The sequence below is a fragment of the Micromonospora rifamycinica genome (assembly GCF_900090265.1).
GTDB lineage: Bacteria > Actinomycetota > Actinomycetes > Mycobacteriales > Micromonosporaceae > Micromonospora > Micromonospora rifamycinica.
This window is the reverse complement of the sequence record NZ_LT607752.1, coordinates 2,181,032-2,202,932: the sequence shown is the minus strand read 5'-3', so window position 1 is coordinate 2,202,932 and position 21,901 is coordinate 2,181,032. Positions and strand designations below refer to the sequence as shown.

Here is a 21,901-nt window from a genome sequence, read left to right as displayed (position 1 = left end):
GCGGCGGTCGGTGGCGGTTCGCCCGGGTTCGTGGCGGCCGGTGACGACCCGTATCCGCCGGTGGGGGCGCGGCCGGTGCCGGCGCTGCTGCGCGCCGCCGAGCGGCACCTGCGCCTGGGCACCCCCGCCGAGCTGCGGCAAGCGGTGACCCGGAGCCACCTCGACGACGGGCGCTGTGTCGGTTGGCACGGCCCGGTCGCCCCCGGCTGGCGGGTGGCGATCGACGCCGAACGGGCTGCCGCCGAGGTCCCGCCCGCGCTGGCCGCGCGGTTCGGGCCGGTCGACTTCTGGTCGCGGTGGACCCGGGCGGAGTGCCTGTGCAAGCTGGCCGATGTGCCGGTGGCCGCCTGGTGGCGGCGGCACGGTCTGGCCGTACCCCCGCACACCCGGGCGGTGTGGCGCACCCTGCAGCTGGCCGACCTGGTGATCACGGTCGCCTTCGCGCCCTGAGCGGCCGCCCGCCCAGTGCCCCGCCCCCTGGCGGCCGCCCCCGCCCTGCTTTGCCCGTGGCCCTGCTTCGCCCGCGGCTCCGCCTGCCGCGCCGCAGTTGATCATGATCAGCATGATCATATTGCGGTTATGGTGAGTTTCTTCGGCGTGTCGTGTGCTTTTCGGCAATCTGATCTTGGGTTGCGGGGGTGTGCTCAGGCGAGGGGGCGCGGGGGACGTCGGGGGTGAGGGTGTGGGTGGGTATCCGTTTTGGGGTGCGGGGTGTGCTCAGACGAGGTCCCAGGTGAGGGGGGTGCCGCGGGGGACATCGGTGGTGAAGGTGCGGCCGAGTACCCGGTCGATCTCCACCGGGGGCAGGCCGCCGGCCGGCCGGATCGAGCGGACGTTGGCGGCGGTCACCTTGTCACCGGCCCGTACGTCGGCCACCACGAACAGCGAACGGCGGAAGCGCAGTCCCTCCCGTTCGGCGGGGGTGGGACCGATGGCGGTGCCGCCGAGCGCGGCGTGCGCCCGCGCGGACTCGACCACCAGGGCGGCCAGCTCGTCGGGGTTCAGCGAGAAGTCGGAGTCGACGCCGCCGTCGGTCCGGTCGAGGGTGACGTGCTTCTCGATGAAGCAGGCACCCAGCGCCACCGAGGCGACCGGCACCCCGATGCCGGGGGTGTGGTCGGAGAGGCCGACCGGTACCCCGAACGCGTCGGCCAGCACCGGGATCCGGCGCAGGTTGCTGTCCGCCGGTGGGGCCGGGTAGGAGGCGGTGCAGGCCAGCAGCACGATGCCGCCGGCCCCGCCGTCGCGGGCGGTGCGTACCGCGGCGTCGATCTCGGCGACCGTGGCCATCCCGGTGGAGATGACCAGCGGCTTGCCGGTGCCCGCGACCAACCGGATCAGCGGCAGGTCGACCAGCTCCGACGAGGCGATCTTGTACGCCGGGACGTCCAGCCCCTCCAGCAGCTCCACCGCCGACGGGTCGAACGGGGACGAGAAGACCGTCAGCCCCCGCTCCCGGGCGCGCGTGAAGATCGGCTCGTGCCACTCGTACGGGGTGTGCGCCCGCTCGTAGAGGCGGTAGAGGTTCTGCCCGCCCCACAGCTCGTGCCCGCCGGAGATGCGGAACGCCGGGGTGTCCACGTCGATGGTGATGGTGTCCGGCCGGTAGGTCTGCAACTTGAGCGCGTGCGCCCCGCTGGCCGCCACCGCGTCCACGATCGCCAGCGCCCGGCCCAGGTCACCGTTGTGGTTGCCGGACATCTCCGCCACCACGAAGGGCTGTTCCCCGGCCCCCACCACGTGCGGCCCGATCTTCACTGTCGTCGTCATCTCCGACCCCTGTTTCCTGTGCTCGTTCCTGGTACCCGGTCGTCGTCACCCGGACGCTGGCACCGCGCGCCGCCGTTGGCAGCCGTCATCGCGGGCCGTCGCCGGCCGCGGTGACCGTGCGCCGGCACCGGCCGCCGGGGCGGATCGCCGCCGTGTGGGCGGTGGCCGGTACCGGCTGCCGCGGCCCGTCAGTGCGTGCCGGCTGGCGGGGGTGTCCGCTCACCGGCTGCCGCGGCCCGTCAGTGCGTGCCGGCTGGCGGGGTGTCCGCTCACCGGCTGCTGCGGCCCGCCAGCGCGTCCCGCTCGACGGGTGGGCCCGCCGTGCGGGCCGGCTCGTCGACCAGCGCGGCCGGCTCCGGCCCAGCGACCGGGCGGCGCAGCCAGCCGGCCAGTCCAGGCCCCTGGCGCAGCCACCCGGCCAGTCGGTGCGCCTGGCGCAGCACCGCGTAGGCGAGGTAGTTGTCCCGGCCGACCAGCCGGTGCTTGAGTCCGGCCACGCCGCCCGGACGCGGGTAGCCGCCCGGCGGCAGGTGCCGGCGGTAGTGCGCGGCGACCCGGTGGAAGAACCTCCGCCGCAGGTGCGGATGCAGCCGGCCGTCGTTGCCGACCACCACCAGCATGTGGTTGACCATCAGGGTGAACAGCTCACCGCGCAGCCGCTGGTCCGGATGCCGCCGGGCCACCCAGTCGAACAGCCGGTCGTACTGGTCGAAGGCGTCGAAGTGGCGACCGCTGCGGGTGGAGGTGATCGCGCCCTGCCGACCCTGACGGTAGAGGTAGCAGACCCGGTCCAGCACCGAGATCCGCTCCGCGCCGATGAGCAGCGGGTTGCTGAACGGGATGTCCTCGTACCAGCCGGGGTGGAAGCGCAGTTCCAGGTCGTTGAGGTACGACCGGCGGACCACCTTGTTCCACGCGGTGTGCTGCACCCGCAGCAGCCCGGGGCGGTCGGCGAGGCGGACCACCCCGGGGATGCCGCGCAGCAGGTGGCTGCTCGCGTCCACCTCCCGCCGGCCGTCGTCGCGTACCCGCAGGTGGTCGAGCATCAGCACGTCGGGTCGGTGCGCCCGGAGCCGGTCCAGCACCGCCGGTACGGTGCCCGGCGGCAACCAGTCGTCGCTGTCGACGAACCAGACGTACTCCCCGGTGGCCACGTCCAGGCCCGCGTTGCGGGCCGGACCCAGCCCGACGTTGCGCTCCAGGTGCACGGTTCGTACGCCCGGATGGGTGGCCGCGTACGCGCGCAGCAGTTCGCCGCACCGGTCCGGGGAGGCGTCGTCGACGGCGACGATCTCGACCGCTCCCGCGGCGTCGGCCGGGACGTCCGTGCGTACCGAGTCGAGGCACTGGTGCAGGTACGCCTCCACCCCGTGGACGGGCACGATGACGCTGAGCAGCGGGGTGGGCGCGGGCTGGTTGACCACCCCGCCACCCTGGTGCACGGGCATGGACGGCCACGGAACGTGACGTATCCGGTGGAGATGGAGTTGCTGAACAGCGACCGAGCGGTGGGTTAACGGCTCAGGATCCGCCGTACCGGTGCGGGAACCGCCCGCTTGACCCGCGCCCGCAGCCGCTGTTCCCGCAGCTCCCGTATGTCGTCACCGAGGGCCGTGTTGCGGTCCCGGAGCCACTGGATGCGGGCCAGCAGCTCCTCGGGCGGGCAGGCCACCGCCGGTCGGACGGCCGGGGGGAACCGCGTCTCGCGGACCTGTGCGTCGAAGCGGGCCGCGCTGTCCCCGTCGTCGAAGGCGTTGCCCAGGTCATGCCGGGCCAGGAAGGCCCGCATCACCTCGTAGCGGGCCTGGTGCCCGGCGTTCATCGCGGTGTAGTCGGCCTCGGCGTAGAGCTGCGCCGCGTCCACGTCGGCCGGCACCTCCTTCATCAGCCGGTGCGGGATGTCGAAGTACCGGGCCAGTTCCAGGGTGCGCGAGTCGTGGGCGAACAGGTAGCCCGGGGTGCCGGAGACCAGCGCGGTGATGGTGCCGTGGATCCGGGTGCCGAAGGCGAAGTCGAAGCCGGCGAGGTAGTCCATCCAGGTCCACGGATCGAGGAACATCCGCACCTTGTCCTCGGTGAACAGCGGGTGCGAGGTGTGGATCGGGATGGCGCTGGTCTTGCCCCGGTCCTCGGGGGCGTCGCCGTAGAGCAGGGTGCCCAGCGTCTTGAGGTCCTGCGGGAGGTAGCGCAGGTTCGGGTAGCGGGCCTGGTGCGAGGCGATGATCTTCGCCATCGACTTGACGTACGGGGAGACGGTCAACGCCACCCGGGCGTCGGGCGTCAGGGCCGCCGCGGACTTCTCCACCCGGAGCTGGTCGCCGTGCAGGAACATCGACGGGCAACCGATCACGTCGACGGCGGAGAAGCCCAGGGTCTTCAGGTACTGCGCGGTGATCTCCCCCCGGACGCCGATGCTCGGCCCCCGGTCGAGCGCCGCCCGCACGAACCGGGCGACCACGTCGTCGATCGGGCGCAGGTACCCCCGGTCGCCGGTGACGTCGGTCTGTACGCCGACACCGAGGACCACCACCGGGATCCGCAGCCGCTCGACCAGCTTCGTCATCAGCTCGATACGGTGGGCGTAGCTGCGCCGGAAGGCGTTGGCCAGCGGGATGACGTACACGTCGTGCTGCTCGTTGATCCGGTCGACGTCGCGCAGGTCCACCTTGAACTCGGTGGAGGTGATCCGCGCGGTGGAGGTGCGCAGCAGCTTGTGCGCGGCGTGGCTGAAGACCAGGTTGCCGTTGTTCTCCCCGATCCAGTTCCCCTCGTACGCCTCCTCCGGGCCGCGTACGTCGAACGGGTCCTTCTTCGCCCGTATCAGGATCCGCTGGTGCACCAGTCTGCTCCGTTCCTCGTTGGCCGGGCGTGCCTCCGACGGGCCGCCGACCCACCCACGGCTACGTCGGCACCGGGGGGTTCCGCGATGTTAGGGCAGTGGAGGGATTTCGTACACCTTCCGCACATCCGTACCACCCCGGCGCGTCACCGGGGCGGGGGTGTGCCGGTAGGGTGCCCGGCGTGACCAGCGTGCCCACCACCGCGTCCCCGGCGTCGAGCCGGCTGCCGTCGCTGACCGGCCTACGGTGGATCGCCGCCATGCTGGTCTTCGGCTACCACGCCGGCACCATGCGGATCGTCGCCCAGCCGGACGCCAAGGCGGTGGTCGACTGGTTGTTCACCCTCGGCCTGTCCGGGGTGCAGTTCTTCTTCATCCTCAGCGGCTTCGTGCTGGTCTGGTCGACCCGGGACGGCGACCGGCGGCGGGACTTCTGGCGTCGCCGGCTCGCCAAGATCTACCCCAACCACGTGCTGACCTGGGGAGCGGCGCTGCTGGTGATGTGGTGGTTCGCCGATCCGGTGGTGCCCCGCGCCGCGTTGGAGAACCTCTTCCTGGTCCAGGCCTGGGATCCCACCCCCGGCTACTTCTACAGCATCAACAACGTGAGCTGGTCGCTCTCCTGCGAGCTGTTCTTCTATCTCTGCCTGCCGCTGGTGCTGCCGGCGATCCGGCGGGCCCGTTCCGGCCTGCTCTGGGCCGTGGTGGTGGCGGTGCCGCTGGTGATCCTGGCACTCTGGCCCGGGCAGGCGTTGCTGCCCGAGGGCACCAACTGGTGGTTCACCCAGGTCTTCCCGCTGGTGCGGTCCACCGAGTTCTGGTTGGGCGTGGCCGCCGCCGAGCTGCTGCGCCGCGGCCACTGGCGGGGTCCTGGCCTGCCCCTGGCCAGCCTGCTCTTCGTGGCCGTCTGGGTGGGGGCGCACTGGATTCCGGCCGAGATGTGGGCGGCGCTGCTGTCGGTGGCGTACATCCTGGTCATCCCGGCGGCGGCCCGCGCGGACGTGCAGGGTCGCTGGTCACCGTGGCGGCACCGGACCCTGGTCTGGCTCGGCGAGGTGTCGTTCGCCTTCTACCTGGTGCACGTGCTGGTGATGATGACCGTGCTGCGGCTCACCGGGCACTGGGGCGTGGGGCTGCCCGGCTGGTCGGGGCCGCTGGCCGTGCTCGGCTTCCTGGTGGTGAACCTGGCGTTGGCCGCCGCCCTGCACCGCTGGGTGGAGACCCCGATGATGCGCCGCCTCGCCCCCCGCCGCCGCCCCCCACCCGCGCCGGCCGCCGCCGGTGCCGCCGTCTCCGGCGCTGCCGTCCCCGAAGCCGCCGGGCCGGTCGTCGTGCCGGGGCCGAGGGCGGCCGACGGCGGACGTCCCGTCGAGTACGTCGGGCCGCGCGACCCGCGCTGATCCCACCGGTGCCCGCCACCCGATCGGCACCCGCAACCACCGGCACCCGGCATTCGCCGTCCCACCGGCGGCCGCCGCCCCGGGCGGGGCCGACAGCGGGCGATCGGGCTTCCTCCGGCGGGACGGACCGGGTCCACGGTGGTGGGCGCGGCGACACGCCCGGCGGTGCTGCGGGCCGGTCACCCCGGCGGTAGCGTGGTCGCGTGTCCCCGGTCGCGTCCGTCAGTCCCCTGTGGTGGGTCGTGCGCGGGATGTCCCGGCTCCTGACCAGCCTCGCCGTCGCGCTCGCGTTCGCCGCCGCCGCCCCCGGGCTGCCCGGCCCCGCGCTGTTCGGGCCGGCCGCGACCGCCCTGTCGCTCGACGCGTCCCGGTCCGTTCCCGCCGCCACCGCCCCGGCCGCCCCGGGCGGCAGCTCCGACATCCTCCGCACCGGTGACCCACGGGTCGACCGGGCGACCGCGGTGACGGTGGAGCCGGTGGGCACCGTGGCGCTCGCGGTGCCGGTCGGCACCACCCGGAGCCGGTCGGCGGCGACCCTGGCGAGGGCGACCGACCGGGTGCCCGCCGCCGCTGCCGGCCCCCGGGCGCCCCCGGCGGGCTGACCCGGCCCGCGCGGGGCCGACCCATCCGCGCCGCCACCGACGACGAACCTCACCCCGCACCGCCCGGCCGGTCCCGCCGCCGGTACGGCCTCCGCTTCTCCGCATCCCGCCCACGAGGTGTCGACCGTGAACACCGTGCTCTCCCGGTTCCTGATCGAGGTCCCGACCGCCACCGTGATCTGGTCCCTGCTGCTCGTCCTGGCGCTGACCGGGCTCGCCGTCCTGGTCGCCCGCCCCGAGCGGGACCAGCCGACCGACGTGACGGCCGCCGGCCCGCCGCCGGACGCCCCACCCCCGGTCGCCGACCTGCGCCGCTACGCCGAGGAGGTGGCGGTGGCCGCTTCCGGGGCGGCCCAGACCGCCCGCCGTCGCCGGGCCGCCTGGCTGGCCGCGCAGGACACCCTGGACCGGGCCTGGCAGGCGTACGACGAGGCGGACACGGTGGCCCGTCGGTTCGCCGGTGCCGGCGCACTGCCCCGCCCGCGCACCCCCCGCACCCCCGCCGAGTACGCCGACCGGGAGCGGTGGTTGCACCAGGAGGCGGTGGCGGCGCACTGGCGGGGGGAGTTGTCGGTCGAACGGCTGCGGGACGTCTTCGCGCACCGCGACGGGTGGGATCCGCGTCGGCACCCCGTCGAACACGAGGTGATGCTCGCCCGTGCCGTCCGTGAGGACCGTCGTACGGCGTACCGGGCCGCGGCCGGGTGGGAGCGGGCGGCGTGGCGGGACGCCGAACTGGCCGCCGAGGCGGCCCGGTCGCTGGCCGTCGAGGCGTACGCGGCGACACAGCGGTTGCTCCCGACCCTGGTGCCCTCGCCCCGCCCCGCGACGTCGGCGGCCCGTCCGACCGCCGCCGCCCGCTGGCGACCGGCCCGGGTGAACTGACCCGGCGGCGCCCCGCCCGAGATCCCGGCCCGCTCACCGGCGCTCCCGGCCCGAAGGGCGGTCGGCCGGTACCCGGTAGGCCGGCAGGGGCCGACTCGGCTCGGTGGCAGGTGGGCGACCGAATTGTTACCTGCCGGGTGTGGCCGGCGTCACCCCGACCCGGGATCCGGACAGGTGGTCACACCCGGTGACATCGAGCGTGGCGATCATCGGTGGTTGCCGGCGACCTGTCCGGTTGCCGCCCGGACGGGGCCGGACGCACCATCGGACCCGCCGCGGCAGGTCGGTGCCCGAGTGCCCCGCAGGAGGGCTCATCGGAGCATGTTTGCGCAGCTCACAGGGGTTGGCGAGAAGGAAGGCGACCAGTAGTGTCGCTGCGGTCCGGTGCGGTTTTCGATCGCCGAAGGCGACGCCGCGCCGACCCGCTCAATCGTGCTAGTCACGAACCGGGGACCCACACGTACCACTGGGGTGAATCGCCGGGCCACGGCCCGGGGTAGGGCGATCTTCCCGCCCGAATCCGTCAGCTAACCCGGTCGGCGGCAGCGGAAGGAGTTCCTCCTCGTGCAGCATGACCCCACCCCCTCGGTAGTTCCTCCACCTCGGCGCCGGAGCACCGCCGGAGTGTCGCGCCCGATGCGCTGACCCGGCCGTCCGCCCCGCCGCCCGGCCCTCGTCGGGCGGCCCCCGCCGATCCGTCCGGCCCCCCGTCGGGCGGTCCCGACCGCACGAGCGGCGCATCCGACGATCCGCGCGTGGTGTAGCCCACCGCGTGCCGGTCCGGCGTGCCGCCGCTTCGCCCCGTGGAGGAACACCCCGTGAAGCACCACATGAAGCGTCAGCTACGCCGCCTGACCAGCCAGCGTCAGTACCAGGTGGTGGTCGGTTCGGCCGCGGTCCTCGTCCTGGCCACCGGTGCCGCCGCGCTGGCTGCCGGCGTCGACGACGCCCCGACCGACCAGCCGCGAACGACCGCCGTCGCCGGGACCGCCCCCCGCCTCGACGACATCGCCAGCCGGGCTGAGGCCCGGGTCGCCGCCCCCGCCCCGACCAACCCGTCGGCCACCCCCACGACCAGCCCGTCGGCGAGCCCCACACCGTCGCCGCGGGCCACCCGGGCGAAGGCCCGGCCCCCCGCCGACCCGGACCTGGCCCGCCGGGTGGTGGCCCCGAAGCCGCCGTCGTCGAAGCTGCTCCGCTACGACTACCAGGCCCAGACGACCTACTACTACTGCGGTCCGGCTGCGGTGCGCAACGCGCTCAGCGCGGCCGGCATCGAGCGCGGCCAGGACGACCTCGCCGCCCAGTTGGGCACCACCGAGATGGGTACCAACTCGGCCGAGGACACCACCCGGGTGCTCAACGCCGTGGTGAAGGGCGACCCGTACCGGACCCGGATGTTCGCCGGCACCCCGAGCGACGCGCAGGTCGAGCGGCTGCGGGCCGACGTGGTCGAGACGGTCGCCGCCAAGCGGGCCGTGGTCGCCAACGTGGCCGGTGACGTCACCGACCTCGACGGTGGCTGGCACTCCTTCCCCGGCGGCCACTACGTCGCCGTGGTCGGCTACCGGGACAACGGTCGTACCGTGCGGATCGCCGACTCGGCGGACCCGTCGCTGCCGGCGTACTGGGTCGGCGTGACCACCCTGGCCAACTGGATCGCCACCCGGGGCTACTCGGCCTGACCGGCCGCCCCGCATCCGCGAACCGGACCGCCCCGGCCGCCCGCCCGTGGGCACCGGGGCGGTCCGCTGTCGCAGGACCAATCCCGCCGGCGGACGAACGAGGTCGGATCCATGTTCCAGTGGCATCCGGCGCTCGCGATGCCACTCGACCATGGATCGAGCGTGATCTTGCCGAGGAAGGCGCGCGGGGGCGGGCGGGCGCGGGCGGGGGGTCAGCGGCGGGCGCGGGCGGGCGGGAGGTCAGGGGCGGGCGCGAGTGGGGGCGGGCGGGGGTGGGTGGGTCAGGGGCGGGGGGAGAGGGAGGCGGTGTCCGACGCGCCCCGGGGGGTCGGCGGGTTCCAGTCCGGCTCCAGTTCCCGCCGGGCGGCGTCGAGGAAACCGTCGGCGTACGAGTCGGCCGGGAAGTCACCCAGGTAGCGACGGCGGGTCTGCCAACGGGCCGCCATCAGCGGGTCGGTGTCCAGCAGCCCGGCCAGCACCTCGTCGAGGTTGGCCATGTCCCGGCGCAGCACGTAGCCGGAGGCGGCCAGCGGGAAGCGGGCCACGAACTCGTCCCCGTCGACACCCAGGTCGGTCACCGCGTACGGCTTGCCCGAGTAGAGGTAGTCCGAGATCACCCCGGAGACGTCGGAGATCAGCGCGTCGGAGCGGTTGACGCAGTCGGTCAGGCTCAGCTCGCGGCTGGCCGCCGCGCCCCACAGGTGCTCGCGGCCGGTGCGGGACCGGTCGGCGGCGAGCAGTTCGGTGAGCCGGGCCAGCTGCCGGGCCGAGGCCGGGTTCTGCCCGGTGTACGGATGGGCGCGCAGGATCACCGTGGCCCCCCGGTCGAGCAGCCGGCGTAGCAGCGGCTCGGCCACCGGCAGCGAGCAGTAGTTGGCGTCGGCGTGGTGGCCGGTCCAGGTGGGGGTGTAGAGCACGGTCGGGGCGGTCAGCGGGCGGGCCGCCTGGCGTACCTCGATGCCCTCGACCTGGGGTCGACCGACCACGACGAACTTCTCGGCGGGGATCTCCACGCCGGCCCGCGCGTACCGCTCGATCGCCGCCGAACCCGCCACGAAGATCTTGTCGAAGATGGCCGAGACCGGGTTGGCGCTGGGGGCCTTGTCGCTGTCACCGTGGTGCAGCTGCACGTGGGTGAGCTGGGTGAACCGGATGCAGTGGCTGTTCTTCGCCCCGTGGTTGACGTAGAACGCCAACCGCAGGCTGGGCACCAGCGCCTCGTCCATCGCCTTGAGGGTGGGGCAGTAGACCACCGGGGCGCGGGTGGCGGCGGCAATCGTCGGCAGGAACTCCGGCTCCCGCAGCAGCACCAGGAACGGTCGGCCCAGCCGTTCCAGGTAGGGCAGCCACATGGTGACCTGGTACTCCGAGCCGGGCGGGGCCGAGAAGTAGAGCAGGAACTCCGGCTGGTGCGCCCGCAGCGCCCGGGTCACCGGGCCGCCGCCGCCCGACGGCCGGAACCGCCGCCGGGCCAGGTCCAGGCCGACCGCGCCACAGCCGGCCGCCACCAGCAGGACGACGGCCAGCGCGACCCCGGCGGGCAGCGCGAACGCGGCGGCCACCGCCACCACGGCGAGCAGCCCCAGCAGTACGCTGTCGAGCCGGGCGGCGACCAGCGGGGTCCACGTCCGTACCGGCAGGTTCGCCGCCCGGATCTCCAGGTTGCCGGCGTCGCGCAGCGGCCCCACCAGCAGCACCAGGCCCAGCAGCACCAGCGCGGTCAGCGCCAGCACCGGGTCGAACCCGTCGTCGAGCCGGCGGGCGTGACCGACCAGGATGCCGGCGGCCAGCAGCACCGTCTCGGCGACGATGTCGGCGTCCGGGCGGACCCGGCGTTCGTAGCCGGCGGCGGCCAGCGCGGCCACCGCCAGGGCCAGACCCCAGCCGGTGGCCCCGGTGAGCGCCACCACCAGGAAGGCGACCACGGCCAGGCCGGTGGTCAGGCACCGTGCGATCAGTTTCCTGACCAGGTCACCACGCATGTCGTACCGTCTCCGGGCTCGGGGTCAGCCGGCGTCGACGCCGTTGGGCAGCCGGTCGTGCTCGGCGGTGGTCGGCTGGGCCGGCACCGGGGCCGGGGCCGGCTCGCCGGGGGCCCGGCGGACGTCGATCACCTGGCCGGTGAGGTCGGAGATCAGCACGTCGAGCGAGGACTGGGCGACCGCCTCGGCGGCCAGCAGGGTGTGCTCCGGCTCCTCGCCGAACGCCTTGGTACGCATCGGGGTGGCGGTGCGCTCCGGGTTGATGCAGTTGACCCGTACCCCGAACTCGGCCCACTCGTCGGAGAGCGCCTGGGTCAGGTTGACCAGCGCCGCCTTGGTCGACGAGTAGAGCGCGTACTGGGCCCGGCCCCGGGTGTAGGAGCTGGACGTGTAGAGCAGCAGCTGACCCTTGGTCTGCTGGAGGTACGGCAGGGACTGCCGGGCGGCGATCACCGGCCCGACGAAGTTGACCTGGAGCACCCGGTCCATGGTCTCCTCGTCCATCTCGGCCAGCGCGCCCTTCTCCAGGATGCCGGCGGTGACCACCACATGGTCGATCCGGCCGGTGGCCTCGAAGGCGGTCTTCAGCGCGGCCTCGACGTCGCCGGTCTGCTCGACGTGGGTGCCGGTGCTGGAGCGGCTGAACGGGAAGACCTGCGCGCCGTACCCGCGGGCCAGCTCGGCCAGGTCGTGCCCGATGCCGTAGCTGCCGCCGAAGATGACGATCGTCCGCCCGGCCAGCTCCTCGGTGTAGCTGCGGTGCGACAGCCGGGGGGCCTGGGCGGCGGCCAGCTGGAACAGCTTGTCGGCGAGGTGCACGTCGACCGGGTGGGTGACCTTGATGTTCTCGTCCGACCCGTCGATCACCTTGATCGGGGTGCCGGGCAGGTAGCGCAGCACCACGCCGCAGTCGTCGGTGGCGGCGAAGTCCGGGTCGCCCTCGGCCCGCCGGTACGCCTCCCGGATGGTCCCGGACCGGAACGCCTGCGGCGTCTGCCCCCGGCGCAGCCGGGACCGGACCGGGATGTCGGTGATGCACTCGTCCTCGTCGACCTGGATGATCGTGTCGGCCGAGGGGATGGCCACGTCGACGGCGGAGTAGCTCCACAGCGCGTTCACGCACTCGCGGACGATCCGGGCGCTGACCAGCGGGCGTACCGCGTCGTGGAAGAGGATGTTGACGTCGCCGCCGCCGACCGCGTCCAGGGCGATCCGGGTGGTGGCGTTGCGGGTGTCGCCGCCCTCGATCACCTTGCTGACCTTGCGGAAGCCGGCCTTGTCGACGATCTGCTGGGCGTCGGCGACGTGGCCGGTGGCCATCAGCACGATGATCTCGTCGATCTCCGGGGCGGCCTCGAAGACGGCCAGGGTGTGCTCGATGATCGGTTTGCCGGCGATCTTCAGCAACTGCTTCGGGATGCCCAGGCCCAGCCTGGTCCCGGTGCCTCCGGCCAGCACCACCGCCACCGTCCGCGAGGGCCGCCACGGTGCCGGGGTCTCCGGTGTGGCGTCCGGGCCAGTGGTGTGGTCCTGCGTCATTGCCGATCCTCACTCTCGGGATGTCTGCACGTGTTCCGGGGGTCGCCCTGAACGGAAGGTTGCGCCAGCGTGGCGACGGGATGAACCTTAACGCGCGGACCGCGCCGCCCCACGGGACGACGCGGTCCGTCGGGCACCGGGTCGATGCCGTACGTGCGCCCGGAATACTACTTGCCGTTGGCGAATGCCTCGTACGCCCGGATCACCTCGTCCGTGGGGCCGTCCATCCGGATCAGCCCCGACTCCAACCAGATCGTCCGTTCGCAGGTGTCGCGTACCGAGGAGAGCTGGTGGCTGACCAGGAAGACCGTGCCGGCCCCCTCGCGCAGTTCCCGGACCCGCTGCTCGCTGCGCTTGCGGAAGCCCTTGTCGCCGGTGGCGAGCGCCTCGTCGATCAGCAGCACGTCGTGTTTCTTGGCGGCGGCGATGGAGAACCGCAGCCGGGCCGCCATGCCCGAGGAGTACGTCCGCATCGGCAGGCTGGCGAAGTCGCCCCGCTGGTTGATCCCGGAGAACTCGATGATCTCCGGCGTCATCCGGGCCACGTCGTCGGGCTGCATCCCCATCGCGAGGCAGCCCAGCGTGACGTTCCGCTCCCCCGACAGGTCGTTGAGCAGGGCGGCGTTCACCCCGAGCAGGGACGGCTGGCCCTGGGTGTAGACCGCGCCCCGGTTGACCGGGAGCAGCCCGGCGATGGTCCGCAGCAGGGTGGACTTGCCGGAGCCGTTGCTGCCGATCAGGCCGATCGCCTCACCCCGGTACGCGGTGAAGGAGACCCCCTTGACCGCGTGCACCTCCTGGATGTTGGGCGCGGAGGAGCGCTTGACCAGCCGGCGCAGCGCGGCCACCGGGGTGCTCCCGCCGCCGGCGCCCTTGTGCACCCGGTAGATCACGTGCGCGTCGTCCACCACCACGGTGGGGATCCGCTCGACGACCCGGGGCAGGGTCACGGTGACGTCGTTGGACGTCTCGTACCGGTCATCCACGGCCGTACTCCTGTTCGCCGCGCCAGAAGTAGACGTACCCGGCGATCCCGCCCAGCAGCGCCCAGCCGGCCGCCACCAGCCAGAGCTGGGTCAGCGACTCGTTGAGCAGTGGCGCCTGCTCCAACAGGGCGTACCGGGCCAGCTCGATGTAGACCAGGATCGGGTTGAACTGGATGAGCGTCGAGGCCCACTCCGGCAGCCGGTCGAACAGCTTGACGCTGTAGAGCACCCCGGAGCCGTACATCCAGGTGCGCAGGATGAACGGCATGACCTGCTTGAGGTCGCTGGCCTTGGAGCCCATCCGGGCGACGACCATCACGACCCCGGCGTTGAAGGCCGCCTGGAGCAGCAGGGCCGGCGGCAGCATCAGCCAGCCCAGGGTGAGTGGCTCGCCGGTCACCAGCACGATGCCGATCAGCACGATCATCGAGGCCAGCAGCTGCTGGAACTGGGTCAGCGTGGCGGCCAGCGGCAGGCAGGCCCGGGGGAAGTGCAGCGCCCGGATCAGCCCCAGGTTGCCGCTGATCGACTGGGTGCCGGCCAGCACCGCGCTCTGGGTGAAGTTGAAGATGAACAGCCCGGTGGTCAGATACGCGATGAAGTTCGGGATGGTGTTCTGCCCGAGCACCACGCCGAAGATCAGGTAGTAGACGGCGGCGTTGGTCAGCGGGGTGAGCACCTGCCAGATCTGGCCCAGCTTGGCGTTGCTGTACGAAGCGACCAGTTTGGCGTTGGCGTACGCGGCGGTGAAGTGCCGGTAGGCCCACAGTCTGCGGCTGTACTCGGTCAGGGAGGGGCGCTCGCCGGCGACCCGTAGTCCGTGCCGAGCGGCCAGCTGCGCCTGGGTCAGGCCCGTTTCGGGGTCGACCAGCGCGGTGGTGGCCATGGGAAGGGCGCTCCGATCTTTCGTACCAACGGGATGCGCGCGACGATGGATTCGGTGGGCTGGCACGGTGCCGGGGCAGCCTCGTCGCTGCGTGGACGGTAGTCCATAACACGTCGGGACGCAACCGTACCGTCGTTGCGCTACATTAGCCCACGTGACAGGTGCGAAGAGTTCCCGATGACCAGCGACAAGAGGCGTGCGCCGGCCGGTGCGGCGGTGCTGAGGGGAGACATCACCAGGGCCATCCGCCGTGCGCTGATGCAGGAACTCGCCGCGGTCGGGTACGGGCGGCTCTCCATCGAGGCGGTCGCCCGGCGGGCCGGGGTCGGCAAGACCGCGATCTACCGGCGGTGGAGTTCGAAGCTGGACCTGGTGATCGAGACCGTGGTCGCCGCCGCCGGCAGCAAACTGCCGGCGCTGGACACCGGCAGCCTGCGCGGCGACCTGACCCTGCTGTTCCAGGTGGTCGCCCACGCGCTGAGCCATCCACTGGCCTCGCAGATCATCCCCGACCTGCTCGCCGAGGCGGCCCGCAACCCGACCATCGACGAGACCCTCCAGCAGCTGCTGCGGGCCAAGCAGCAGGAGATCGGCGGACGGCTGATCAGCCTCGCCGTGGAGCGGGGCGAGCTGCCCGCCGACACCGACGCCGACGCGGCCGTCGACCTGATCGTCGGCCCGCTGTACTGGCGGCTGGCCATCGCCCGTACCCCGCTCACCCCGACCTACCTGGACCTGCTGGTGGAGTCGGTGGCCATCGGGCTGACCGCGAACGGCACGGTGCCCCGGCAACGGGAGGCGCCGGTGCCCCGCTGACCGGTTCCGCACCCCACCAGGTCACCTCCGCGACGCCGCCACGCCGCCCGCCGGCCAACTCCGGACGGTGGTTGCGGTTACCCTGCTTTGCGGACCGCAGCCGGGCGGCCGCCGTCGTGGACCGCCGCCCGCCCACCGCACGACCCTCGCGCACCGTACGACGACAAGGACGAACCGTGCCGAACGCCGACCCCGTTGCCGTCGCGCCGCCGCCCCCCGCGCCGCCCTCCGCCGCGCCGGCCGCCGGCCGACCGCAGCCCGCACGTCGACTGCGGTCGACGCTCGCCGCCACCCCGGCCGTCGTCACCGACGCCGCGGTGCTGGGCTTCGCGCTGTGGACGGTGCTCTACCACGTGTCCTTCCTGTTCGACCTGCGCCCGTCGGTGACCTTCCTGGGCTGGATCGTCGGCTGCGTCCTGCTCGCCGGGCTGGCCGGCGTCCGGGCCGTCCGCCGCAGCCGCGCCGCCACCACCACCCCGGGCGCCCCGACCGCATCGGCGGGCGACACCCCGCCGGCCGGCGGGACGGGTCAGCCGCGTCGCTGGCTGCTGCCGGTGGTCGCCGCCGGGGTGGTGGCCGCCGTCACCGCCGGCCTCGCCGGCACCCCGGCCGGCGACGTGCTGTCCTGGTGGATCCCGGCCGTCGCCGGTGCCGCCGCGGGCGTCGGGGTCATGCTGCTCACCCGCCGGGCCTGGCGGGCCGACGACGCGGCCCCGCCCGGCCCGCCCACCCCCACCGCCCTCCAGTCCGGGTACGCGCTGCTGATCTCGGTCGGGGTGGCGATCTCCTCGCTCTACCTGGCCCGCAACACCCCGGACGACGTCTACTACGTCGGCAAGACGGTCTGGGTGGCCGAGCGTGACCTGGTGCCCACCAACGACTTCCTGTTCACCGAGAACGTCGCCCCGGCGATGGGCTCGCTGCCGCCCACCCCGTCGATCGAGGTGTTCGACGGCGCGCTCGCGCACGTGCTCGGCATCCACGGCGCGTCCGCCACCTGGTACCTCGCGCTGCCGGTGATGGCGGTGCTGGCCGTCCTGGCGCTGTGGCGGCTCACCCACCGGTGGGCCCCGCGCCGGCCGCTGCTCGCGTTCAGCGTCGCGGTGACCTACCTCTACCTGGTGGCCGGCTCGGACGCCGCGCTCGGCACGTTCCACCTGCCCCGGCTCTACGAGGGCAAGGGGATGTTCGTCTCGGCGGTCATCCCGTTGATGTGGCTCTACCTCACCGAATGGTTCGACACCCGGTCCCGCCGTTCGCTGCTGCTCGTCTTCGCGCTCTCGGTCACCGCCGCCGGCCTCACCACCACCTCGGCGATCATCCTGCCGATGCTGGTCGGCGCGGCCGGGCTGGCGATGCTGCTGGTCGGCCGGTGGAAGGACGCGGTGGTCGGCGGGCTGGCCGCGGTGGCGTACCCGGTGGGGGCGATCGTGGTGTCCCGGCTGGTGCTGGGCGGGATGGACGCGGCCGGCGCGGACGACGCCTTCTTCGACGCCGAGTACACCTACCGGCGCACGCTGCTGGTCGGGATCGTCGGGGTGATCAGCGGCCTGGCGCTGTGGTGCGGTCCGCTGCTGGCCCGCCGCCGCACCCCGGCGCTGCTGGCCGCCGGGGCCGCCCTGGTGATGAGCGTGCTGCTGGTGCCCGGCGTGCTGGAGACGCTCGGCGCGCTGACCGGCATCTCCGTGGTGCTCTGGCGGGTGCCGTGGCTGCTCGCCCTGCCGACCCTGATCGGCCTGCTCTGCACGGTGTCCGTCCCGTCGCCGTCGCGGCTGCTGCGCGGCGCGGTCGGCGGCCTGGTCGCCGCGGCGATGGTCACCTCGTTCGCTGTCTGGGCCACCCCGATGTGGTCGCCGGACAGCTGGGTGGAGACACACACCCGCCCCACCTGGAAGCTGCCCCAGCAGCGGCAGGAGATCGCCTTCTGGATCGCCCGGCAGGACCGTCCGGACGGGTTGGTCCTCGCCCCCTCGACGATCATGCGGACCTCACTGATCGTCACCAGCCGGGTCCGGGTCGTCCTGCCGCGCGACTTCTACCTGGTGGAGTACGACCTGAACTCCGACTTCGCCAAGGACCGGCTGCTGCTGGCCCACTTCGCCGACGGGCGGGAGAAACCCGACCGGGAGCAGGTCGGCGGTGCGCTGGAGCGGCTCGGCGTGGGCACCATCTGCGTCTACAACGGCAACCGGTACGCCCGCGACATGGCCGTCGAGCTGGGCTTCGAGAAGTTGGCCAGCCGCCCCGGGCCGGGCGCGACGACCTGCTACGGCCGGTCGGGCTGAGCGACGGACGTCTGGTGCCACCCGGGAGGTATCGTCGCGTCTGCCCGAAATGGACCTGGATACCCGAGCGACACCGGGACGTCCGCTCACGTTAAAGTCGCAGTCACCCGCAGGCCGCTCGGTCGGTCGCGGTGCTGCGGTCACGCCCGTCGGACGACGACGACGCAGACCGTCGGGCCCCGCCCGTCATCGATCTTGTAGGGAGCGTCCTCCTTTGTTCGGCACGTTACTGGAACGCACCGGCACCGCCGCCCGAGGCGCCCTGCTGGTGCTGTCCTACCTGGTCATGCTCGTCGCGGGCGGCTTCGGATGGGTGGCCCTGTTCGCCGTGGCCGGGCTGGTCGCGGTGGTCGGCGAGTACGCCGTCACCCGCTGGTCGCCGCCCTCGGAGACGCTGCTGGAGAAGGTCGGCCTCAACCGGGGCTACCGGCAGCTGAGCCGTGACCTGGCGACCGTGCTGCTGGTCGCCACCACGGTCCCGCTCACCCGGGCCGAGCTGACCTGGCTGCTGGTGCTCCCGGCGGCGGTCTGGGTGATCGCCGTCTTCGCGGGCGCCCTGAACACCATGATCGACCGGCGGAACCCGGTCTCCGCGCTGGTCCGCAACATCGAGCTGGGTCCGATCCGCTCGGCCCCCCGCCCGCCGGGCTGGATCGCCGACCTGGCCGGTGTGCAGCTCGCCGTGCTCAACGTGCTGCTGATCCCCGCCGCCGTGGTGGCGGCGGTCCGCACCGACGCCACCCCCGTGCTCGCGGTCGCCGCGGTGGCCGCAGGGCTCGCCGCGCTGATCGGCGCGGTGGTCGCGGTGACCTGGCTGCGCGGCCGGGGCACCGGCAAGAGCCCGGTACTGCCGGTGCTCCAGCGCTGGCTCGACGGCTACCGTCCCGAGGTCGCGCTCTACTTCGCCGGCCCGGCCAAGGACGTCTACCAGGCCAACATGTGGCTGGCCCCGACCGAGGCGCTGGACCAGCGGGCCGTCGTGCTGATGCGCAGCAGGGAGGCGTTCTTCGAGCTGGCCGACACCCGGCTGCCGGTGATCTGCGTGCCGACCGGGCCGGACTTCATGAACCTCGAGTTGGGTACGGTCCGGGCCGCCCTCTACGCGGCGAACGTCGGCGCGAACATCCACATGCTCCGCGAGCCGGGTATGAAGCACGTCTTCGTCGGCCACGGCGACAGCGACAAGCAGGCCAGCGTCAACCCGTACAGCAAGGTGTACGACGAGGTCTGGGTCGCCGGGCTGGCCGGCCGGGAGCGGTACGCGCGGGCCGCGGTGGGCGTCCGGGACGACGACATCGTGGAGATCGGCCGGCCGCAGCTCGCCGGGGTGCACACCTTCGGCTCGACCGCCCCCGACCGGCCGTTCACCGTCCTCTACGCCCCCACCTGGGAGGGCTGGCTGGACGACGACCCCTACCACACCTCGCTGGTGCTGATGGGGGAGCGGATCGTCCGGGGTGTGCTGGCCTCGCCGCAGGTGCGGCTGGTCTACAAGCCGCACCCGCTGACCGGCTCCCGGTCCAAGGAGGCCAAGGCGGTGCACGAGCGCCTGGTGTCGCTGATCCGGGCCGCCGGTGGTGACCCGGACGCCGGCTCGCTGGACGGCCCCGGACACCGGGTGGTCACCGGCCGGGTGCCCGCCCTGTTCGACTGCTTCAACCAGACCGACCTGCTGATCAGCGACATCTCCAGCGTGGTCTCCGACTTCGTGCAGAGCCAGCGGCCGTACGTGGTGGCCAACCCGAGCGGGCTGCCCGAGGACGAGTTCCGGCGGGAGTTCCCCACCTCCCGGGGGGCGTACCTGCTCTCCCGGGACTGCGGCGAACTGCCGAAGATCCTGGCGCTGACCCGGGCCGGTGACGACCCGATGACCGAGGCCCGGCGGGAGCTCAAGACCTACCTGCTCGGCCCGGCCGAGGCCAACCCGATGGACCGGTTCCAGGAGGAGATCGGCCGGCTCTGCCGCTGACCGACCGGGGCGCGGGACCTGGGACGACCACTCGTCCCAGGTCCCGCGTCGTTCCCCCGGCGGCCGGGCGTCCCGCGTCCGGCCCGCGGCTCCCGCCGTTTCCCGCGGCCCGGCCCTTCTGCCACCATTCGCTCGTCATCTCGTACGACGAAGGGGAGTCACCGGTGCGGATCCTGCTGGTCGAGGACGACCGACGGGTGGCTGCCGCCCTCGCCTCGGCGCTGACCCGACGGGGCTACGAGGTCGAGCACGCGGCCACCGTCGCCGCCGCGCTCTCCGCCGCCCCCTGCGACCTGGTCCTGCTCGACCTCACCCTGCCGGACGGGGACGGCACCGAGGTGTGCCGGGAGCTGCGGCGACGCAGCAGCCAGCTCGGCATCATCGCGGTCACCGCCCGGGGCGAGGAACGCGACCGGGTGCTCGGGTTGCGGCTCGGCGCCGACGACTACGTGGTGAAGCCGTTCTCCATGGTGGAGTTGCAGGCCCGGATCGAGGCGGTGCTACGGCGGGCCGCCCACGCCCCGCCGGCGCCGGACCTCATCGAGGTCGGTCCGGTCCGCATCGACGTGTCCGCCCGGACGGTCACCGTCGGCGGCCGACCGGCGGCGCTGACCCGTAAGGAGTTCGACATCCTGCTCTCGCTGGCCCGCCAGCCCGGCACGGCGGTGCCCCGGGACCGGATCCTGCTCGACGTCTGGGGCACCACCTGGGCCGACCGGCACACCGTCGAGGTGCACGTCGGCTCGCTGCGGGGCAAGCTGGGCGACCCCCGGCTGGTGGAGACGGTCCGCGGGGTCGGCTACCGGCTCCGGGCCGCGTGAGGGGCAGCCGGTGCGTCGTCGACTGGTGATCAGCTACCTGCTGCTGATGGTGCTGGTGCTCCTGGCGTTGGAGACCCCGCTCGCGGCGACCCTGGCGTCCCGGGAGACCGACCGGGTGCGCGCCGACCGGCTGGCCGACGCGACCCGGTTCGCCTCGCTGGCCGGGCCGGCGTTGCGCGGCGGCGGCGCCGGGCCCTTGACCGGCGAGCTCGTCAGCTACGACCAGTTGTACGGCATCGGCGCGGCGGTGGTCGACCGGGACGGCCGGACGCTGGTGGTGTCGGCCAGTTGGAACTCCGGGCGGGACACCCGGGCGGCCCTGGACAGCGCGTTGGCCGGGCAGCAGTTCAACGGGCCGGACTCGGTCTGGCCGTGGGTGGACGGTCCGCTGGTGGTGGCGGTGCCGATCAACGACGGCGGTGAGGTGCTCGGCGCGGTGGTCACCGCCACCCCGGTGGCGAAGGTGCGTCGGACGGTCACCGCCTGGTGGCTGCTGCTCGCCGGGATCGGGCTGCTCGCCGTGCTGGCCTGCGTCTCCACCGCGTTCGGGTTGGCCGGTTGGGTGTTGCGCCCGGTGACCGAGCTGGACGCGGTGACCCACGAGATCGCCGAGGGGGACCGGGGCGCCCGGGTGCAGGACCGGTGGGGTCCGCCGGAGCTGCGCCGGCTGGCGGCCAGCTTCAACCACATGGCGGCGGTGGTCGCCGACGTGATGGACCGGCAACGGGCCTTCGTCGCCCACGCCAGCCACCAGCTCCGCAACCCGCTGACCGCGCTGCGGCTGCGGGTGGAGGAGTTGGGGCCGAGCGTGACCGACCAGGACGGCCGCGCCGAGCACCGGCTGGCCCTGGAGGAGACCGACCGGTTGGCGCTGGTCCTCGACGGGCTGCTCACCCTGGCCCGGGCCGAGCGCGAACAGAACGAGCGGGTGACCGTGGACGCGGCGGCGGTGGCCGCCTCCCGGGTCGCCGCGTGGCAGCCGCTGGCCCGGCACCGGTCGGTCACCCTGCGTCTGGCGACCTGCGGCCCGGCGTACGCGCGGACCGTGCCGACCGCCGTCGACCAGGCGTTGGACGCGCTGATCGACAACGCGATCAAGTTCAGCGGCGACGGCGGGGAGGTGACCGTGGCGGTCCGGCACGCCGACGGGGGCACCGCCCTGGAGGTGCGCGACACCGGCCCGGGGATGACTCCCGGCCAGCTCGACCAGGCCACCGAGCGGTTCTGGCGGGCACCGGACGCGCAGAACATCGACGGTGCCGGCCTCGGCCTGACGATCGTGGCGGTGCTGGTGGACGCGTCCGACGGCCGGCTCACCATGTACCCCGGCGAACCGTGCGGCCTGGTCGCCGAGCTGTGGTTCCCGGCCCCGCCCGAGACCGACCCGCCGTCGCAGGCCGCCGATCCGGCCACGGCCGGCACCGGGGCGGGCTGAG

Annotated in this window: 17 protein-coding genes and 1 riboswitch; of the genes, 10 read left to right on the top strand and 7 right to left on the bottom strand. The window is 73.4% G+C overall.

Annotated features, from left to right (window positions below):
- Positions 1 to 30: 30 nt before the first annotated feature.
- On the top strand, positions 31 to 450 hold the full coding sequence (locus GA0070623_RS08930) for a hypothetical protein (RefSeq protein WP_231932722.1): 420 nt from the start codon (positions 31 to 33) through the stop codon (positions 448 to 450).
- 267 nt (positions 451 to 717) lie between these two features.
- Here the strand turns inward: GA0070623_RS08930 and pseI are convergent, their stop codons facing one another.
- The 3 genes from pseI to GA0070623_RS08915 form a co-directional block, all read right to left on the bottom strand.
- A complete protein-coding gene (gene pseI, locus GA0070623_RS08925; protein WP_067311893.1) occupies positions 718 to 1,770 on the bottom strand; it encodes a pseudaminic acid synthase in 1,053 nt (350 codons plus the stop codon).
- A gap of 269 nt (positions 1,771 to 2,039) precedes the next feature.
- The gene (locus GA0070623_RS08920; protein ID WP_084261457.1) at positions 2,040 to 3,218 is read right to left on the bottom strand and encodes a glycosyltransferase family 2 protein; all 1,179 of its coding nucleotides are present in this window, start codon (positions 3,216 to 3,218) and stop codon (positions 2,040 to 2,042) included.
- A 65-nt stretch (positions 3,219 to 3,283) separates the two neighbouring features.
- Positions 3,284 to 4,609, bottom strand: a complete 1,326-nt coding sequence (locus GA0070623_RS08915; RefSeq protein WP_067311890.1) for a polysaccharide pyruvyl transferase family protein — start codon at positions 4,607 to 4,609, stop codon at positions 3,284 to 3,286.
- Positions 4,610 to 4,791: 182 nt separating this feature from the next.
- On the opposite strand from GA0070623_RS08915, the gene GA0070623_RS08910 reads away from it, so the two are divergent.
- From GA0070623_RS08910 to GA0070623_RS08895, 4 genes are all read left to right on the top strand, one after another.
- Positions 4,792 to 6,009, top strand: coding sequence for an acyltransferase family protein (locus tag GA0070623_RS08910; RefSeq protein ID WP_084261456.1), 1,218 nt, complete (start codon positions 4,792 to 4,794; stop codon positions 6,007 to 6,009).
- Positions 6,010 to 6,212: 203 nt separating this feature from the next.
- A complete protein-coding gene (locus GA0070623_RS08905; protein ID WP_067311888.1) occupies positions 6,213 to 6,611 on the top strand; it encodes a hypothetical protein in 399 nt (132 codons plus the stop codon).
- A 126-nt stretch (positions 6,612 to 6,737) separates the two neighbouring features.
- Positions 6,738 to 7,496: a hypothetical protein gene (locus tag GA0070623_RS08900; RefSeq protein ID WP_089004288.1), complete on the top strand. Its 759-nt coding sequence runs from the start codon at positions 6,738 to 6,740 to the stop codon at positions 7,494 to 7,496.
- 413 nt (positions 7,497 to 7,909) lie between these two features.
- Positions 7,910 to 8,053, top strand: a riboswitch (cyclic di-AMP (ydaO/yuaA leader).
- Positions 8,054 to 8,314: 261 nt separating this feature from the next.
- The gene (locus GA0070623_RS08895) at positions 8,315 to 9,181 is read left to right on the top strand and encodes a C39 family peptidase (protein WP_067311928.1); all 867 of its coding nucleotides are present in this window, start codon (positions 8,315 to 8,317) and stop codon (positions 9,179 to 9,181) included.
- Positions 9,182 to 9,462: 281 nt separating this feature from the next.
- Here GA0070623_RS08895 and GA0070623_RS08890 read toward each other — a convergent pair whose 3' ends face one another.
- The 4 genes from GA0070623_RS08890 to GA0070623_RS08875 form a co-directional block, all read right to left on the bottom strand.
- Positions 9,463 to 11,163, bottom strand: a complete 1,701-nt coding sequence (locus tag GA0070623_RS08890; RefSeq protein ID WP_089003971.1) for a CDP-glycerol glycerophosphotransferase family protein — start codon at positions 11,161 to 11,163, stop codon at positions 9,463 to 9,465.
- Between the two features lie 24 nt (positions 11,164 to 11,187).
- Positions 11,188 to 12,702, bottom strand: coding sequence for a bifunctional cytidylyltransferase/SDR family oxidoreductase (locus GA0070623_RS08885; RefSeq protein WP_067303414.1), 1,515 nt, complete (start codon positions 12,700 to 12,702; stop codon positions 11,188 to 11,190).
- A gap of 167 nt (positions 12,703 to 12,869) precedes the next feature.
- Positions 12,870 to 13,688 (bottom strand): ABC transporter ATP-binding protein, encoded by an 819-nt coding sequence (locus GA0070623_RS08880; protein ID WP_067303417.1) that lies wholly within the window; start codon positions 13,686 to 13,688, stop codon positions 12,870 to 12,872.
- A complete protein-coding gene (locus GA0070623_RS08875) occupies positions 13,681 to 14,574 on the bottom strand; it encodes an ABC transporter permease (RefSeq protein WP_067303420.1) in 894 nt (297 codons plus the stop codon). Before GA0070623_RS08875 ends, GA0070623_RS08880 begins: the two co-directional genes overlap by 8 nt.
- 177 nt (positions 14,575 to 14,751) lie before the next feature.
- On the opposite strand from GA0070623_RS08875, the gene GA0070623_RS08870 reads away from it, so the two are divergent.
- From GA0070623_RS08870 to GA0070623_RS08850, 5 genes are all read left to right on the top strand, one after another.
- Entirely contained in the window at positions 14,752 to 15,390 is a 639-nt protein-coding gene (locus GA0070623_RS08870) for a TetR/AcrR family transcriptional regulator (RefSeq protein WP_172898380.1), read from the top strand.
- A 176-nt stretch (positions 15,391 to 15,566) separates the two neighbouring features.
- Complete coding sequence (locus tag GA0070623_RS08865) at positions 15,567 to 17,675, top strand: DUF6077 domain-containing protein (protein WP_067303422.1); 2,109 nt, start codon at positions 15,567 to 15,569, stop codon at positions 17,673 to 17,675.
- Between the two features lie 214 nt (positions 17,676 to 17,889).
- A complete protein-coding gene (locus GA0070623_RS08860) occupies positions 17,890 to 19,644 on the top strand; it encodes a CDP-glycerol glycerophosphotransferase family protein (protein ID WP_067303425.1) in 1,755 nt (584 codons plus the stop codon).
- 164 nt (positions 19,645 to 19,808) lie between these two features.
- Positions 19,809 to 20,465, top strand: a complete 657-nt coding sequence (locus tag GA0070623_RS08855) for a response regulator transcription factor (RefSeq protein ID WP_067303428.1) — start codon at positions 19,809 to 19,811, stop codon at positions 20,463 to 20,465.
- A 10-nt stretch (positions 20,466 to 20,475) separates the two neighbouring features.
- On the top strand, positions 20,476 to 21,900 hold the full coding sequence (locus tag GA0070623_RS08850) for a sensor histidine kinase (protein WP_067303430.1): 1,425 nt from the start codon (positions 20,476 to 20,478) through the stop codon (positions 21,898 to 21,900).
- The last annotated feature ends 1 nt before the right edge of the window (position 21,901 follow it).

What these genes read in the sequence shown, in the direction of transcription:
- GA0070623_RS08875 (WP_067303420.1), bottom strand. Translation starts at nt 14,574, where the DNA reads ATGGCCACCACCGCGCTGGTCGACCCCGAAACGGGCCTGACCCAGGCG.
- GA0070623_RS08920 (WP_084261457.1), bottom strand. Translation starts at nt 3,218, where the DNA reads ATGCCCGTGCACCAGGGTGGCGGGGTGGTCAACCAGCCCGCGCCCACC.
- GA0070623_RS08870 (WP_172898380.1), top strand. Translation starts at nt 14,752, where the DNA reads ATGACCAGCGACAAGAGGCGTGCGCCGGCCGGTGCGGCGGTGCTGAGG.
- GA0070623_RS08890 (WP_089003971.1), bottom strand. Translation starts at nt 11,163, where the DNA reads ATGCGTGGTGACCTGGTCAGGAAACTGATCGCACGGTGCCTGACCACC.
- GA0070623_RS08885 (WP_067303414.1), bottom strand. Translation starts at nt 12,702, where the DNA reads ATGACGCAGGACCACACCACTGGCCCGGACGCCACACCGGAGACCCCG.
- pseI (WP_067311893.1), bottom strand. Translation starts at nt 1,770, where the DNA reads ATGACGACGACAGTGAAGATCGGGCCGCACGTGGTGGGGGCCGGGGAA.